Here is a 14288-nt window from a genome sequence, read left to right as displayed (position 1 = left end):
CCGAACTCACAAAAACCTATGCTGACCAGCGGTTTTAGGGCAAACAAGGGCTTTTTGTGTATGGTCGAATATCAGTTTCTTGCCAAAATGGGCCACAGATGCCTGATAAAGCGACCCTGAACATCGCTCATCGCCCACCAACAACAAGCAAAACGGGCTCATAGAGCCACATTCCGGCCCGCAGCCAAGGTCGCCGGCCCGTTCCGGCTTCGTAGGACCAGGACTCACGCGTCGGAAGTTCGGCGAGGCCCCTAGCCAAATTGGCGGTCGTCGCTAACTTGGAACGAGTGGATGGCATGTGGACCGTGGAGGTGTTTGAGGCTGACGACGGAACGATGCCATTTGAGCGGTTCGCCCGTTCGTTGTCGGACTTCAAGTTTGCGGCACTCGATATGGCGGTCAAGCATGTCCTCGCGGATCGTGGCCTTGACTTGAAGACTTCGGCTTGGCTCAGGCAGGTCGACACGGGGCTCTACGAATTCCGAGTCCGGCACGAAGCAGACGAGATCGCCCGGATGTTCGATGCGCCGTCCCCTGGTGTGGGCGCCAAGAAGGAAGATGTGCTCTTGCGCGTCTTCGTGCACTTCTATGGCGAGAAGATCATCTTGTTGCTGGGTGGCTTCGACAAGGGCAAGGATTCGAAGCGCCAGCAACGCGAGATAGGCAGAGCGAAGAAGCTGCTTGTGCAGTTCAAGGAGCGACAGCGCCGCCACCATTGACACGGTATGGTGAGTTACCTATACTCGTTGCGAGGAGGAACTCACCGATGTCACATGCATACGACGAAGTGGTCGCATCTCGCCGAGCGCAACTCAGTCCAGATGCAGTAGCGCAAGGCGAAGTCTTCGCCGAGGCTTACAAGATTGCGCTGCAGGTCATGGACCTGCGCGAGAAGCATGGTCTGACCCAGGCCCAGCTGGCTCGGCGCTGTGGCATGAGCCAAGCAGACATCAGCCGGATCGAGCGCGGCTCGACCAGTCCGACGACACGTACCCTGCAGCGGATCGCAGGCGCTCTCGAAGCCGAAGTACGTCTCGTTGCCAGCAACTCAGCTTGAGGCGTTCACAACCCTCTGACCGACTGAAGATCACGGCTTCCGACGGATCGCGGCAGCAGCCAGCGCGCCGCTGATTTCGCGCGCGACGAGCACACTCTCCGCGTGACAGACTCGGAATTCATGACCGGTGGCAGGTCGCGCGGCATCGAAACCAAGGGTTTCGAGCCGGACGTGCCCATCTCCGTGTCGACGATTCTGGACTGGCCGCCGCGGCCGATAGCGACGCTGCGGCACATTGCCACGATGATGCTCCCGCAGGGAATGCTCTGGGTGGCGATGTCCGCGGTGGTATGGAACTTCTTCACGCCGTCCATGGAGCGCATGGAGAACCTGAGCCCGGGGTGGATCGGTGAGATCTACCTCCGCAACGTGATCGTGTTCACGCTGGCCGCGGGAACGCTGCATGTGGCCCTGTACGTCCGGCGGGTCCAGCAGCAGCGCTACAAGTACAACCGCCGATGGCTCAACACCACGAACCGGGCGTTCCTGTGGAACAACCAGACCCGAGACAACATGTTCTGGTGCTTGGTCAGCGGCTGTGGGGTTTGGTCAGCGTATGAGGCGCTCACCCTGTGGTTCTACGCCAACGACTGGATCCCATCGGTGGAGTGGGACTCGGCATGGCTGTACATCTGCGCGCTCACGGTGATTGCGTCTCTGTGGTCGGTGATTCACTTCTATTGCATCCACCGGGTGCTGCACATGCGCTGGGTCTATGACCACGTGCACTACCTGCACCACCACAACGTGAACACGGGACCGTGGAGCGGCCTGTCAATGCACCCGATCGAGCACATGATGTACCTCAGCATGATTGTGCTGTGGTGGGTGGTGCCCGCTCACCCGTTCATCTTGATCCTTACCTTGCTGTCCAACAGCGTCGCAACGGCGTTTTCCCACTCGGGCTTCGAGCGCTTCGAGATCGGCAAGCGCTCCGGACCCACCATGGCGGGAGCCGACTATTTCCACCACCTGCACCATCGGTACTTCGAGTGCAACTACGGCAATAGGCCCGTGCCGCTCGACAAGCTGTTCGGCACTTTCCACGACGGCACACCCGAGGCCCACGCCCGGATGCGCGAGCGAGCCAAGGCCCGCCGCGGCATTTCGACTGCATGACGCCACGAAATAGCGGCACACTCTCGGTGTGACAGACGAGGCAGCCATCGAACTGGCGTTGGAGCAGGCCCGGTTGGCTGCAGCGGCAGGCGAAGTGCCGGTCGGGGCCGTCGTGATTGTCGGTGGCGAAGTGCTCGCGGCGCGCCACAACGAGCGCGAGACCACCAACGATCCCACCGCGCATGCCGAAGTGCTGGCGCTGCGCGACGCAGCCGCCGCGCACGGCAACTGGCGGCTGGCGGACGCAACGCTGGCGGTGACGCTCGAACCGTGCCCCATGTGCGCCGGGGCGGCCCTGTCAGCGCGCGTGTCCCGGGTGGTCTTCGGGGCCTACGACCCCAAGGCGGGTGCTGCGGCAACGCTCTACAACCTGCTCGTGGACCCGCGCCTCAACCACAACGCCGAGGTCATCGGCGGCGTACGCGCCGACGAGTGCGGCAGGCTGCTCAGCGAGTTCTTCAGCAACCACCGCTGAGTGCGCAGCACCATGCAGGAGTCGGAGGAACTCTTCCCGTCAAGTCACCCGGCGGCACCGGAAGCGAGCGTCACGGTGGGCCTGCGGTTCTGCGTCACCGGATGGCTGGGTTAGAGCCCGAGCAGGTCAGCGATGAGTTCTCGAATCTGTTGCAGTGCGACGGGCCCGGTGTTGGCGCCCGTCGTCTCGACGACGCGGTCGACGCTGAGGGTGGTGGGCAGGTGCGCTTGGGCGACACCGAAGCCAGCGATCTCAACCTCGCTCAACCAACCTCGCCTGGTCGTCGTGCAAGGCACGACCGCAATCGCGTGCTGCCGGAATTCGAGCACCTCATCGGAGGTGACGACGATCGCTGGTCGGACGAACCCCGGCTCACCTCTCGCTGGCGTCCCGAAGTCACACCGGACGACGTCACCGGCTTGCATCAGCGACATCGCTCGCAGACGCATCGAGCACAGCCTCGTCGGAGGCATCCAGTGGGGCGCTTGCGAGCTGAGCCCCGATGATGCGACGACGTTCCCGCCGGATCAGCTTCTCGATCTGCGCGTCGAACGTGAGCCCCTCACGATCGGCAAGCTGACGCAAGGCATTCCGGGTCCGGACCGAGACCTTGATGGTAGTCGAATCAGGCATACCGCAGAGTATATCTGCGCTCGCAGGAGACAAGCCGGCGTGTGGCGGAAGGTGTGGGATTCGAACCCACGGTGACCCGAAGGCCACAACGGTTTTCGAGACCGCCCCATTCGTCCGCTCTGGCAACCTTCCGCTGCGCACCCTATCGACGCTGACCAACGTGACCGCCCGGCCTGCACCCCGCTTCTCGACTCGTAATTCGGTCGCAGCTGGAACAAATTCGTGACAGCCTCAGAGCCGTGAGCAGCGCTGTTGAAGGCTTCGGAGCCGTGGCCGGCGACGATGCCCCGCAGCCCGACGGCACCTGGTCGGTATCGGACCTCGCGTCCGCCATCGAAGAGACCATCAAGCGTGCCTTCAGCTCTGAGGTCTGGGTGCGAGGCGAGATCATCGGCTACTCGGTAGCGGCGAGCGGCCACATCTATTTCAACCTCATCGAGCCGGGCACGGGCAACGACCGCCGGGGCACACGCATGCGCGTGGCGCTGTTCAAGGGACGCCAACGCTTGGTGAACCGGGATCTGGCTAACGCAGGCGGGCTGTCGCTCGACGACGGCATCGAGGTGCGGATCCGCGCCGAAGTCGAGTACTACGCGGGCAGCGGCCAGGTGCAGCTCATCATGAGCGGCGTCGACCCGCACTTCACGCTCGGCGTGCTGGCCGCCGACCGCGAGCGCACGCTGGCCGAATTGGCTGCCTCAGGGCTGTTGCGACGCAATGGCGCTGTGCCGCTGCCGCTGGTTCCGCTGCGCGTCGGCCTCATCACGGCGGCCGGCAGCGCTGCACATGCTGACTTCGTCCATGAGCTTTCAGCGAGCGGCTACGCGTTCGACGTGTTGCTGTGCGACGCCCGGGTGCAAGGCGTCACCGCCGAAGCCGACCTTGTCGCGGCACTGCGCACGCTCGGGAGCACCGAGGTTGATGTCATCGCCGTGGTGCGCGGCGGCGGCGACCGCACCGACCTGCTGGCGTTTGATCTCTCCAGTGTGGCAACCGCCATTGCGATGTGTCCGAAACCGGTCTTCTGCGGCATCGGTCACGAGATCGACACCTCGATAGCGGACCAAGTGGCCCACACGGCAGCCAAGACACCGACTGCGTGCGCCGCGACCCTCGTCGCGCGGATTGCAGTCTTCGACGGGGACTTGGACGCTGCACGTTCCGCCATCGACCGCCAAGCCCGTGGACACGTCACGGCAGCCACAAGTCGACTCGCCGTGTCACGCGGAGAACTCCGTCGGCACGCTGAACGCCAGCTCAGCGGGCCTCGCGCATTGTTGGGCGAAGCGCGGCTGCGACTCGCGCATCACGCCGATCACCGCTTTCGCTCAGCGGCTGCCGACCTTGCCGGTGCCCGCAAGGACCTGCAACGCAGCCACGTCCACACTCGTCGCGGCACGGCATTGCTCACCTCAGTACAGGGACGCCTGGCTCGCAGTGCGCAGCGCCAGATCACCGATGCCAAGACCCAGTTGCGCTCACGCGCTCAGCTCGTCTCGGCTGTAGCGCCGCGACGGACTCTGGCACGAGGGTTTTCGATTACGCGTAGCGCCGACGGGCGCATCGTGCGCGCCGTTCCCGAACCTGGCGACACGATCACCACCGAGACGATTCGCGCCACGTTCTCGAGCACGGTGGGTGAACCGACGACCGATCCGCCCGACGGAGGGACGCAGAGCCCATGACAGATTCAGCGACAGACGACGGTGAGCTCGGCGGTTATGCCGCCTCGATGGCCGAGATCGAATCAATCCTCGCCAGCTTGGAAGACGACGATGTCGACATCGACACGCTGGCGTCTCGCGTCGAGCGGGCCTCGCAATTGATCGCACACTGCGAATCCCGCCTGCGATCCACCGAGCTCTCACTGCACACGATTCTCGCCCAGCACGAAGCCGCCGAGCCCGACACTGCCGCGCCCAATGACATGGACTCTTGAATTCAGCCGCGCCCGTGTGCAGGCATGTGTGGACCGAGGGAGTTGGTGGGCGCTCCCCCGGTCCACCTGCGCGTCACGGGTTCGGTGGAAAACCCGGAGCGCACGCTGGCGTCGCAGCGGCATCCACTCCGAATGAGTGACCAAAGCGACGTATCGAAACCAATGAGGAACATATGAGGCGCTCGCCAGGCTGTCAAGACACTGACGGCACCAGAAACAACAGTGTCGACGCAGCCCCGTACGGATCGTGGCCGTCACCGCTGCGAGCAGCGGATGTTGCCGCCGGAGCAGTCCGTCGCGCCGAACCGCGAATCGCCGATGGCTGGGCGTACTGGGTTGAAGAACGCCCCCTCCAGCGCGGCCGCGGCGCCGTGGTCCGAGTGCCGCTCAACGATCCCGAGGCGCAGCCCGCAGATGTGCCGGGGACAGCCGACGCAGACATTCGCACCTCGGTCCATGAGTACGGCGGCGGTGCCTGGCTGCCGCTCGTGTCGTCCGATGGCAGCCATTTCGTGCTGGGCGCGTGCATGGGGGACCAGCGGCTCCGACTCTTCGACGCGCAGGGCTGCCGCGAATCGATTCCGGTCACCGCCGAGCCACCGGTCCCGAGGGCGCACCGTTACGCCGACCCTGCGCTCGTGCCCGCGACAGCTGCGGCGCCGAGCGATGGCGCGACGTTCGATCCGGTCACCGTGTGGGTGCGCGAGGCACACGACGAGTCCGAGCGCGAGCCACGCAACGAGATCGTTGCGGTCCGGTTGGACGGAACAATCACTGTCGTGGCAGGGGGCGCCGACTTCTACGCAGCGCCACGGCCCTGCGCCGACGGCACGATGCTCGCCTACCTGAGCTGGGACCACCCGAACATGCCGTGGGACCACACCCGGCTGCACCTCGTCGAGCTGTATGACGGCACACCGGTACCCGGCACCGACCGTGTGCTGGTGGATGGCCCCGCGCTGCAGCAGCCGCGCTGGGGACCCGACGGCGAGCTCCACGTCGTCACCGACGCCGGCGGGTGGTGGGCAATCCACCAAGTCGACGCTGGGACGGCCGCTACCGAACCGATCCTGGGTGATCTGGCCGAAGACGACAGCGTCGGGCGCGAGTTCGGCATTCCGTCGTGGGTGTTCGCTCAAGCGACATATGGATGGTCGGGCGACGGGTCCCTGTGGTGCACCTGGATGTCGGGCGGCATTGGTCACCTGGGCGTTGTCCGCGGCGGCGCGCTGGCTGAGATCCACAGCGGGTTCACCGACTTCGGGCGCCTGGCCGTGAGCGATTGCGGCACCGCCGTCACAGTGGCCGCGAGCTGGACCCAGCGGGCCGCCGTCGTCGAGATCGCCTCCGACGGCACCCACCGGCAGCTGAGCGATGAAGAACCCCTTGTGCTGGCGCCCGAGGACATCTCAGTGCCGCGATTGGTCACCTTCGACAGCGCCACGGCACGGCAGGCGCACGCGTTTTGCTTCCGGCCCGCGAACGCCGCCGTCGAGTCGGCGCCGCGGGGCCTTCCGCCGCTGGTCGTGCTCAGCCACGGCGGCCCGACCGGTGCGGCCCGCAGCTCGCTGGACCTGGGCATCCAGTACTGGACGACGCGCGGCATCGCCGTCGTGGACGTGAACTACGGCGGCAGCACTGGGTTCGGAACCGGCTACCGCAACCTGCTGGCCGGCCAGTGGGGCGTCGTCGACACGCAAGACTGCATCGCAGCCGCCCTCCACCTGGCCGACGCCGGCGAAGCCGACCCCGAACGCCTCGTCATCAAGGGCGGCTCGGCCGGCGGGTACACCACGCTGTGCGCGCTCACCGAAAGCGACGTGTTCGCCGCAGGCCTGTGCCGCTACGGCGTGGCCGACCTGTCCGCGCTGGCGCGCGACACCCACAAGTTCGAGGCCCGCTACCTCGACGGGCTGGTGGGCCCTTGGCCCGACGCCGAAGCGCTGTACCGGGAGCGCTCGCCGATCTGGCGGACCGATCAGCTCCGCACACCGATGATCGTGCTGCAGGGCACCGACGATCGGGTCGTCCCGCCCAGCCAGTCCGAACAGCTCGTGGGTGCGCTGGCAAGCGCCGGTGTGCCCCACGCGTACCTGCTCTTCGACGGCGAGGGCCACGGATTCCGCCAGGCGCCCAACATCGTCGCGGCACTCGAGGCCGAACTGTCCTTCCTCGGCCACGTGCTCGGCTTCGCTCCCGCAGACGACATCACCCCCGTCGAGGTGCGCTGACCCCTGAGCTGCGCCAGTCGATGGGCCAGCTGAACACCGAGTGACTCGCGGAGTCTTGTCTGCCGTCGTTTCAGGCAGCCGTGGGCTGGTAATCGGGCCCAGTGAGGGGTTCGTAGCCGTCAGGCCACGGCGCTCGCAGCCGACACAACAGTCGCATGTGCGATGGAGCGCTCTCAGGGTTGACATGCTCAGCTGTCACCCCAACGCACGCGTCGTGTTCACGAAGCTCGTGAAATGTGTCCACCAGACAATCAGGCACCCATCCGACTTGGTGCCCTGTACGAGTGCTGACGAGGATCGCCCGCTGGTTCACGGGGTTGGTCGGCTCATCCACAAGTTCCAGCGCGTCACCGGGCTGAACCTCGCAGATTGCTTCCGAGGCGCCGTCAAGATGACGTATACCGCGCACGAAGAACAGGGTGGTAAGCGTGCCATCACTGGTCCTCTCAGGATGTGCGAATACCTCGACACGGTCTGTCGCCTTCCACCCCTCACTTCGAATGAGCACTTCGAAGGGGTCCGTTTCGACATCAAGGTTCAGCCGCTGAACAAAATCCTCGTAGTCGGGCCGTCGCCTTGGCATCAGCCGATTGCGAAAGACAGGGAAGAGCTGCTCGCTCTCGTAGATGGTGTGCAGATCGGGTAGTCCCGGAAGGCCGTGGAATCCGTCGAATTGCTCGGCAGCCTTCACGTAGACGAAACGGTAGGCCTCGCGGTCGCCCGTGGCGCGGCGGGTGAGCACCCCGACAGGCCGGATCAGACCCTCAGGATTCTGCCAAGCGGCGTACAGGCGACGCTCTCGCTCTCGGGACATGGCTCTCACGGTATGCGTGGGGTGTTACACGAACCTAGCGAAGCCTTCTAGCAATCGAGCGCAATTGCGCCGCAGCACTTTCTCCGCGAACTGCCGCGCCGTTTCTGACATCCGGTGTTGCGGAACCAGCCAGATGGGCTCGACGAGGTTGTCAACTTCGCTGCACCGATTCAGCCAGTAGCCGCTGACGGCAGGGCCGCATCGTGCGAGTGCTTCCGTAGCCACGTCGACCGGATGGGGTTTGCCAGCGAATTTAGACTTGGCACGATCTGCATACGACTCGGGTGTAAACGCCTGGTCCGTCGTCGCCAGGTGCTGTCGGCGTCGCTCATCAGCAAGCAAGAAGCCCAGTGACGAGGCGTGGTCGAACGTCGAGGCAAGCCGCCGGTCAGTAGAGCTCGCGATGACAGCCCAGTTTTCCTCGTGTCGATCAGTGTTCCCGATCACCGCATCGAGCAGGAGGTAGCCAACGAAGACCTCCCAAGCGGTGAACCCTTGCGTCGCTTCGGAAGGAGGTCCCACATCATCGAGAGCCTGCTGGACGGCGTCGACCGTGTAGGCAAGCCGATCACCGCCAATCACAGGTTGCGGCAAGAGCTCGTTGCCCGGAACAAGTTCCTCGTTTGCTCTCCCCCCGTTGTCATGGGGTGCAAGAACCGACCCGCTGATGACACCGAAGCGGGTCTCGCTGAGGTGTTCGAACGCAAGCTCGGTACGCGCCGCAGGAATCCCGAGACGCAGAGCGGCGCCATTCGCCACGCGCTCAGACCAATCATCACCCTTTGGGTACTCGGAACCGTCTGCGTTGCGATTGTCAGTGACGTACTTCAACAACCAGCGTTCGCCCGTATCGGGTGTCGCAACCACTTCTTGGGTTTCGTGCCGAGGGTCTCATCCCCGGCGATCAGCCAGTCTGAAACGTCGATCTCGGAGTAGTGGTCTGGTGTAGCAGGCACGGTGGCGGCAACCTCCGCCATGGCGTCGATAGGTTCGGCACGTGTCCGGCATCGCCCATAGTCGCATGACTCGTGAAGGACGGATGCGAGATTCGTACCGCTTCGCGCGCACGCCTCACTGGCTGACAGGTCACGCCCTTGCCGGCACGCTGCTGATCGTCTTCGTGATCGCAGGGTTCTGGCAGCTCGACCGCCACAACGGACAGCGCGACCGCAATGCGCTCGCCACCGAACGCCAGTCGGCACGCGCGCTCGATGCAGATCGCTTCTTCGAAGCTGTCGCCGATACCGAGACCGTTGCGCTGCTCGAGTACCGAACGGTGCGCCTCGACGTGCTGAGCATCGACTGGCCCGAGGCCATCGGGATCCGCAATCGCAGCCTCGACGGTCTCGCCGGTTGCCATCTCGCCGTGCCGGTCGAAGCATCAGGCAATCTCAACGGCGGCCCCGAACGCCCAGGGGTTCTCGTGGTCGCCGGCTGGCTCCCCCAAAGCGCCTGCGAGATTGCCGAGCCGACCGACTGGGCGCACAACGCCGCCGCGCTTGACGCAGCCGACGTGCTCGAGGGTCGCATTCGCCTCAGCCAGGAGCGCGGCCTGCTCGGACCGAGTGATCCGCCGCAGGGTCGGCTGGCATCGTTGGCCCGCACCGACGTCGAGCGCATCGATCAGCAGACGACGCTTGACCTCGTGGCCATCTACGTGGAGCTCACTAGCGCCGCTGGCGGTGACGGCACTCACATCGCACTCGGCGACAATGCGCCAGACGCTGGCGGCGCGGTACTCGTCACACCGCTGCCGCCGCCCGCACTCGATGCGGGGCCGCACTTGGGCTACACGCTGCAGTGGTTCAGCTTCGCCATCGTGGCAATCGTCGGCTACACCCTCGTTCTGCGCCACCAAGCCCGCAAGGGCGAGTCCGAAGAAATCGCTGACGACTGAACCAATTCGGCGGCCCCGACGCAGCTGCGGTCGGGCTAGCGGCCGATGGCTTTGGCCATTCGGGCGGTGGCGTCGTCGAGCATGGCGGGCGAGGTCGCGAAATTGATACGGACATGGCCGGCGCCTTCGGGGCCGAAGTCGGGGCCTGAGTTCAGGTACACACGGCCGTGCTCGACAAACGTGGCTGCGGGGTCATCGCCAAGGCCGAGCTCGCTGCAATCCAGCCACGCCAGGTACGTGGCGTCGGGCGGACGGTAGCGAACCTCCGGGAGGCGTTGGGCCAACAGGTCGGCCAACAAGCGACGATTGCTGTCGAGGCCCTCGACAAGCTCGGCCAGCCAATCCAGCGCGTCAGTCCAGCCGGCCACCGTCGCGACCTGGCCCAGGATTCCGATGCCGCCGATCAACCGCGTCGGAATGGCCTTGACCACCGGGCGGTAGCGCTGCGAAGCGGAGTGCAGGAATGCCATTCGCAGCCCCGCCATGTTGAACGATTTCGTTGCTGCGGTGACGGTCACCGTGCGCTCGGAGGCCAGCTCGCTGACCGACGCCACGGGGATGTGACGGCGCGGCTCATAGACAAGATCGCAGTGGATCTCGTCGGAGATCACGACGAGGTCGTGGCGCTCGGCAAGCTCGATGACGGCCGAGATCTCATCGGCGTCCATCACCATGCCGCAAGGGTTGTGGGGCTGGCACAGGATCACCGCGGTGACGTCGGGGGCGGAGGCAACAGCGTCGAAGTGGTCGAGGTCCAAACGCCAGCCGTCGTCGCTGTGGATCAGGGGATTGGCCACCACGCGCCGGCCGTGGCCTTCGACGCTCGAGAAGAACGGCGGGTACGCCGGGGTCTGGAAGATGACGCCGTCGCCGGGCTCGGTCAGCTGCGTGATCGCCAGCTCCAGGCCTTGGATCACGTCGTGCACCCGCACGGTGTCGGCGGGGTCGATCGTCCAGCCGAACGCGGCTTCCATGCGTTGCGCGAACACGGCCAGCACGGGGATCGGCAGGTCGTAGAAGTCGTAGCCAAGACCGCCGGAGTCGATCCGAGCCCGTACCGCATCCAGCACGACATCGGGCATCTCGAGGTCCATGTCGGCGACCCAGGCGGCCAGCACGTCAGGACCTTGACGGCCCCACTTGATACCGGGACGGTTGCGAACCCGTTCGGAGTCCAAGTCAAAGATCACGGCGTGACCCTACGCGGCGAATCGCAGCCCGGGCCTAGTAGAGACCGACCATGCGGCCGGCGAGGGCGACGACGGCGGTGACGAGAACTGGGCGGATGAGGCGCTCGCCGCCGCGGACGGCAAGGCGGGCGCCGAGCCATCCGCCGATGGCGAAGCCGACGGCGACGATGGCGGCGAAGCCCCAGTGCACCTGATCGTTCAGAATGAACACCGGCACCGCCACGGCGGTCAGCACGGCGATCACCACCACCTTGACCGCGTTGGCATTCACCAGGTCCAAACCGGCGTGCGACAGCGCCAGCACCAGGATGAGGCCGACGCCCGCCTGGAATGCGCCGCCATAGAGACCGATCGCGAAGAACACCACGACGGTCAGCGCCCTCGGCCACACGATGTCGTCGCTGCGCGCTTTGGGCGGTCGCAGGCTCACGATGAGCAACGGCACCATCAGGATCCCGAAGATCCGTTCGAAGGCCGTATCGCTGAGCACGCTCGAGACCACGTACGCGCCGATCAGCGAGCCGACCAAGCTGGGCACGAGCACGGGCAGGGCTCGGCGCAGGCCGGACACGCCCTCGCGGCGGAATCCGGCCACTGAGGCCACGTTCTGCGTGAGGACGCCGATGCGGTTGGTGCCGTTTGCGACGAGACCGCCAAGATCTCCGACGACGGTCAGCAGGCTCACGGTCAGCAGCGAGCCGCCGCCGGCCATGGCATTCACGACTCCAGCGACAAGGCCTGCACCGACTACCAGAACGATTTGCGGTGCGTCCATCAGCGCGCCCGCGGTTTGGGGGGCAAGACCACCGTGTCGCTCAGCGGGGTGGCTGCACGAGCTGTGTGGTCTGCTGGCGCAGCAGATGGTCGGCCAGCACCAGGCACACCATCGCTTCCACCATGGGCACCGCCCGGGGCAGCACGCAGGGGTCGTGGCGGCCACGGGCGGCCAGCACTGTGGGCTCCCCGGCGCTGGTCACGGTCTTCTGCTCGCTCGCGATGGTGGCGGTGGGCTTGAAGGCGACGCGCAGCACGATGTCGGCCCCGTTGCTGATGCCGCCCTGGATGCCGCCGCTGCGGTTGGTGACAGTGACCGGCCGCCCATCGGGCCCCGGTGCGAATTCATCGTTGTGCTGGCGTCCGGTCATCAGCGTTCCAGCGAACCCGCTGCCGATCTCGACGCCCTTCGCCGCCGGCAGCGACATCACCGCCCCGGCCAGCTCGGCGTCGAGCTTGTCGAACACGGGCTCTCCCAGCCCGGCCGGAACCCCACGCGCCACACAAGCCACGACGCCGCCCAGCGAATCGCCGTCGCGCCGGGCCGCCTCGATGGCCTCGGTCATCCGGGCCGCGGCGGCTGGATCCGGGCATCGGGTCGGGTCGGCTTCGACGTCGTCACGCATCAGCGCCGCGGGATCAACGTCGGCGTTGATGTCGCGCACCGAGCTGACCCAGCCCAGCACCTCGGTGCCGACCGTCGAGAGAATCCTGCGGGCGACGGCGCCTGCCGCCACCCGGCCGACGGTCTCGCGAGCAGAAGCCCGGCCTCCCCCCTGCCAGTTGCGGATCCCGTACTTGGCCTCAGTGGTGAAGTCGGCGTGGCTAGGCCGGTACACGGCTGCCATGTCCGCATAGGCACCCGGTCGGGCATCGGTGTTGGCAACGGTCATGCCGATTGGCGTCCCCAGCGTCAAACCCTCGAAGACACCCGAGTGGATCGTGACCCTGTCGGCCTCGTCGCGTTGGGTGACCAGCCGGCTCTGTCCGGGTCTGCGGCGGTCCAGCTCAACCTGCACATCGTCAGCGCTCAGCTCAATACGCGCGGGGCAGCCGTCGACGATCACGCCCAGCGCCCCGCCGTGGGACTCGCCAAACGTGGTGACCGCGAAGCGTTCGCCGAACGTGCTGCCGCCCATCCCACGAACCCTACGACCGCGCGCGGCCCGGAACGAGGGTTGTTTTGTGTCCTGGCGGACTCAGTCCCCGCCGGCGCCGTCCGGCTCGCCGGCCTGGCGCTGCTCAGCCAAGAACTTCTGGAACTCCTGGGCAAGATCGTCGCCGCTGGGGAGGTTCTCGGACTCAGATCGATCGGCTTCGGCTTCCAGTTGACGGATGTAGGCAACGATCTCGGGATCGCGCTCGACCGCCTCATTGACGCGTTGTTCCCATGCATCGACGCTCGAATCCAGATCCTGGTAGCCGGTCGGCACGCCGGTGACCGTCTCGACGTGGGAGAGCAGGGCTCGGGTGCCCTTCGGATTCGGCGGGCCGGCCACGTAGTGCGGCACGCCGACACGCAACGACACCACAGGAAGCGCTGCTCGGTCCAGCACGTCGTGCAGAGTGCCAATGATGCCGGTCGGACCCTGATAGGTCGGGCGGTCGAGTCCCAGCCGCTTCGCCAGGTCGGTGCTCGCCGCGCTGCCTTTCACGCTCGCTGCCCGCGAATGGGCGACGCCGGCGACCATTGCACCGAGCGTCACCACCATCTGGCAGCCAAGTTCGGAGGCAATCTCGACCACGCCGTCGCAGAACGTGCGCCAGCGCATGCGTGGCTCGATGCCCGACAGCAGCACCAGGTCGTGCGGCGGCGCGGCCGGCGCGACATGACACTCGACTGCTGGCCAGCGAACGAGGCGCTCGCCGTCGGGTGCGATCTCGATGTGCGGTCGGCTCTCCTGGAAGTCGTAGAACTCCTCTGGATCGATGTGGCAGACGCGTCGCGCTTCGCTGCGGCGCCGGATCCAGTCCAACGCACCCGTGGCGCACTCGCCGGCATCGAACCAGCCCTCGAAGGCCACCAGCAGCAGCGGGTTCTTCAGCTGCGGCGAACCGTCCCAGACGACGATGGATCGTTCGTCAGCGTTCTGCGGGGTGTCCATGGCATCACTATGGCCGATGAACAGCCGGATCACGCCCGAAATCGACTGCCCGCA

16 protein-coding genes and 1 tRNA gene are annotated in these 14288 nt (G+C 66.0%); 8 read left to right on the top strand and 9 right to left on the bottom strand.

Going from position 1 to position 14288, the window contains the following annotated elements; all coding sequences use genetic code 11:
• Positions 1-287: 287 nt before the first annotated feature.
• The 4 genes from ACQY5K_RS13485 (at position 288) to tadA (ending at position 2651) form a co-directional block, all read left to right on the top strand.
• Entirely contained in the window at positions 288-719 is a 432-nt protein-coding gene (locus ACQY5K_RS13485; RefSeq protein ID WP_419921655.1) for a hypothetical protein, read from the top strand.
• A 47-nt stretch (positions 720-766) separates the two neighbouring features.
• Positions 767-1057: a helix-turn-helix domain-containing protein gene (locus tag ACQY5K_RS13480; RefSeq protein ID WP_419921654.1), complete on the top strand. Its 291-nt coding sequence runs from the start codon at positions 767-769 to the stop codon at positions 1055-1057.
• Between the two features lie 102 nt (positions 1058-1159).
• Complete coding sequence (locus tag ACQY5K_RS13475; protein WP_428116137.1) at positions 1160-2176, top strand: sterol desaturase family protein; 1017 nt, start codon at positions 1160-1162, stop codon at positions 2174-2176.
• 28 nt (positions 2177-2204) lie between these two features.
• Positions 2205-2651 carry a tRNA adenosine(34) deaminase TadA gene (tadA, locus tag ACQY5K_RS13470; protein ID WP_428116135.1) on the top strand — a complete coding sequence of 149 codons (447 nt, stop codon included), beginning with the start codon at positions 2205-2207 and terminating at the stop codon, positions 2649-2651.
• Between the two features lie 110 nt (positions 2652-2761).
• Here tadA and ACQY5K_RS13465 read toward each other — a convergent pair whose 3' ends face one another.
• The 3 genes from ACQY5K_RS13465 to ACQY5K_RS13455 all read right to left on the bottom strand — a co-directional run bounded on the left by ACQY5K_RS13465 (position 2762) and on the right by ACQY5K_RS13455 (position 3416).
• The gene (locus ACQY5K_RS13465; protein WP_428122693.1) at positions 2762-3076 is read right to left on the bottom strand and encodes a type II toxin-antitoxin system PemK/MazF family toxin; all 315 of its coding nucleotides are present in this window, start codon (positions 3074-3076) and stop codon (positions 2762-2764) included.
• A complete protein-coding gene (locus ACQY5K_RS13460; protein WP_428116132.1) occupies positions 3063-3284 on the bottom strand; it encodes a toxin-antitoxin system protein in 222 nt (73 codons plus the stop codon). Before ACQY5K_RS13460 ends, ACQY5K_RS13465 begins: the two co-directional genes overlap by 14 nt.
• 42 nt (positions 3285-3326) lie before the next feature.
• Positions 3327-3416, bottom strand: a tRNA-Ser gene (locus ACQY5K_RS13455).
• Between the two features lie 107 nt (positions 3417-3523).
• Between ACQY5K_RS13455 and xseA the strand changes: the two genes are divergently transcribed.
• The 3 genes from xseA (at position 3524) to ACQY5K_RS13440 (ending at position 7454) form a co-directional block, all read left to right on the top strand.
• On the top strand, positions 3524-4969 hold the full coding sequence (gene xseA, locus ACQY5K_RS13450; RefSeq protein WP_428116129.1) for an exodeoxyribonuclease VII large subunit: 1446 nt from the start codon (positions 3524-3526) through the stop codon (positions 4967-4969).
• A complete protein-coding gene (gene xseB / locus ACQY5K_RS13445; protein WP_428116126.1) occupies positions 4966-5223 on the top strand; it encodes an exodeoxyribonuclease VII small subunit in 258 nt (85 codons plus the stop codon). Before xseA ends, xseB begins: the two co-directional genes overlap by 4 nt.
• A 173-nt stretch (positions 5224-5396) precedes the next feature.
• Positions 5397-7454, top strand: a complete 2058-nt coding sequence (locus ACQY5K_RS13440) for a prolyl oligopeptidase family serine peptidase (protein ID WP_428116124.1) — start codon at positions 5397-5399, stop codon at positions 7452-7454.
• A 70-nt stretch (positions 7455-7524) separates the two neighbouring features.
• Here ACQY5K_RS13440 and ACQY5K_RS13435 read toward each other — a convergent pair whose 3' ends face one another.
• Positions 7525-8268, bottom strand: a complete 744-nt coding sequence (locus ACQY5K_RS13435; protein ID WP_428116121.1) for an HIRAN domain-containing protein — start codon at positions 8266-8268, stop codon at positions 7525-7527.
• A 24-nt stretch (positions 8269-8292) separates the two neighbouring features.
• On the bottom strand, positions 8293-9135 hold the full coding sequence (locus tag ACQY5K_RS13430; RefSeq protein WP_428116119.1) for a hypothetical protein: 843 nt from the start codon (positions 9133-9135) through the stop codon (positions 8293-8295).
• 154 nt (positions 9136-9289) lie between these two features.
• On the opposite strand from ACQY5K_RS13430, the gene ACQY5K_RS13425 reads away from it, so the two are divergent.
• A complete protein-coding gene (locus ACQY5K_RS13425; RefSeq protein ID WP_428116116.1) occupies positions 9290-10165 on the top strand; it encodes an SURF1 family protein in 876 nt (291 codons plus the stop codon).
• A gap of 35 nt (positions 10166-10200) precedes the next feature.
• Here ACQY5K_RS13425 and ACQY5K_RS13420 read toward each other — a convergent pair whose 3' ends face one another.
• The 4 genes from ACQY5K_RS13420 to ACQY5K_RS13405 are packed head-to-tail and all read right to left on the bottom strand — an operon-like array spanning position 10201 to position 14267.
• Positions 10201-11355 (bottom strand): MalY/PatB family protein, encoded by a 1155-nt coding sequence (locus ACQY5K_RS13420; RefSeq protein ID WP_428116113.1) that lies wholly within the window; start codon positions 11353-11355, stop codon positions 10201-10203.
• Positions 11356-11389: 34 nt separating this feature from the next.
• Positions 11390-12130 carry a sulfite exporter TauE/SafE family protein gene (locus ACQY5K_RS13415; protein WP_428116110.1) on the bottom strand — a complete coding sequence of 247 codons (741 nt, stop codon included), beginning with the start codon at positions 12128-12130 and terminating at the stop codon, positions 11390-11392.
• A gap of 40 nt (positions 12131-12170) precedes the next feature.
• On the bottom strand, positions 12171-13268 hold the full coding sequence (gene aroC / locus ACQY5K_RS13410; protein ID WP_428116107.1) for a chorismate synthase: 1098 nt from the start codon (positions 13266-13268) through the stop codon (positions 12171-12173).
• Positions 13269-13328: 60 nt separating this feature from the next.
• On the bottom strand, positions 13329-14267 hold the full coding sequence (locus ACQY5K_RS13405) for a PAC2 family protein (RefSeq protein ID WP_428116104.1): 939 nt from the start codon (positions 14265-14267) through the stop codon (positions 13329-13331).
• Positions 14268-14288: the final 21 nt, after the last annotated feature.

This window comes from Candidatus Poriferisodalis sp. (assembly GCF_965262965.1).
In the GTDB taxonomy this organism is placed as follows: domain Bacteria; phylum Actinomycetota; class Acidimicrobiia; order Acidimicrobiales; family Poriferisodalaceae; genus Poriferisodalis.
The sequence above is the reverse complement of the archived record's forward strand: the minus strand, read 5'-3'. Positions and strand labels throughout refer to the sequence as shown.

Coding starts and splice junctions, on each gene's coding strand:
- ACQY5K_RS13480 (WP_419921654.1), top strand. CDS start 767: ATGTCACATGCATACGACGAAGTGGTCGCATCTCGCCGAGCGCAACTC.
- ACQY5K_RS13465 (WP_428122693.1), bottom strand. CDS start 3,076: ATGCAAGCCGGTGACGTCGTCCGGTGTGACTTCGGGACGCCAGCGAGA.
- ACQY5K_RS13460 (WP_428116132.1), bottom strand. CDS start 3,284: ATGCCTGATTCGACTACCATCAAGGTCTCGGTCCGGACCCGGAATGCC.
- xseB (WP_428116126.1), top strand. CDS start 4,966: ATGACAGATTCAGCGACAGACGACGGTGAGCTCGGCGGTTATGCCGCC.
- ACQY5K_RS13440 (WP_428116124.1), top strand. CDS start 5,397: ATGAGGCGCTCGCCAGGCTGTCAAGACACTGACGGCACCAGAAACAAC.
- ACQY5K_RS13435 (WP_428116121.1), bottom strand. CDS start 8,268: ATGTCCCGAGAGCGAGAGCGTCGCCTGTACGCCGCTTGGCAGAATCCT.
- ACQY5K_RS13425 (WP_428116116.1), top strand. CDS start 9,290: ATGACTCGTGAAGGACGGATGCGAGATTCGTACCGCTTCGCGCGCACG.
- ACQY5K_RS13415 (WP_428116110.1), bottom strand. CDS start 12,130: ATGGACGCACCGCAAATCGTTCTGGTAGTCGGTGCAGGCCTTGTCGCT.
- aroC (WP_428116107.1), bottom strand. CDS start 13,268: ATGGGCGGCAGCACGTTCGGCGAACGCTTCGCGGTCACCACGTTTGGC.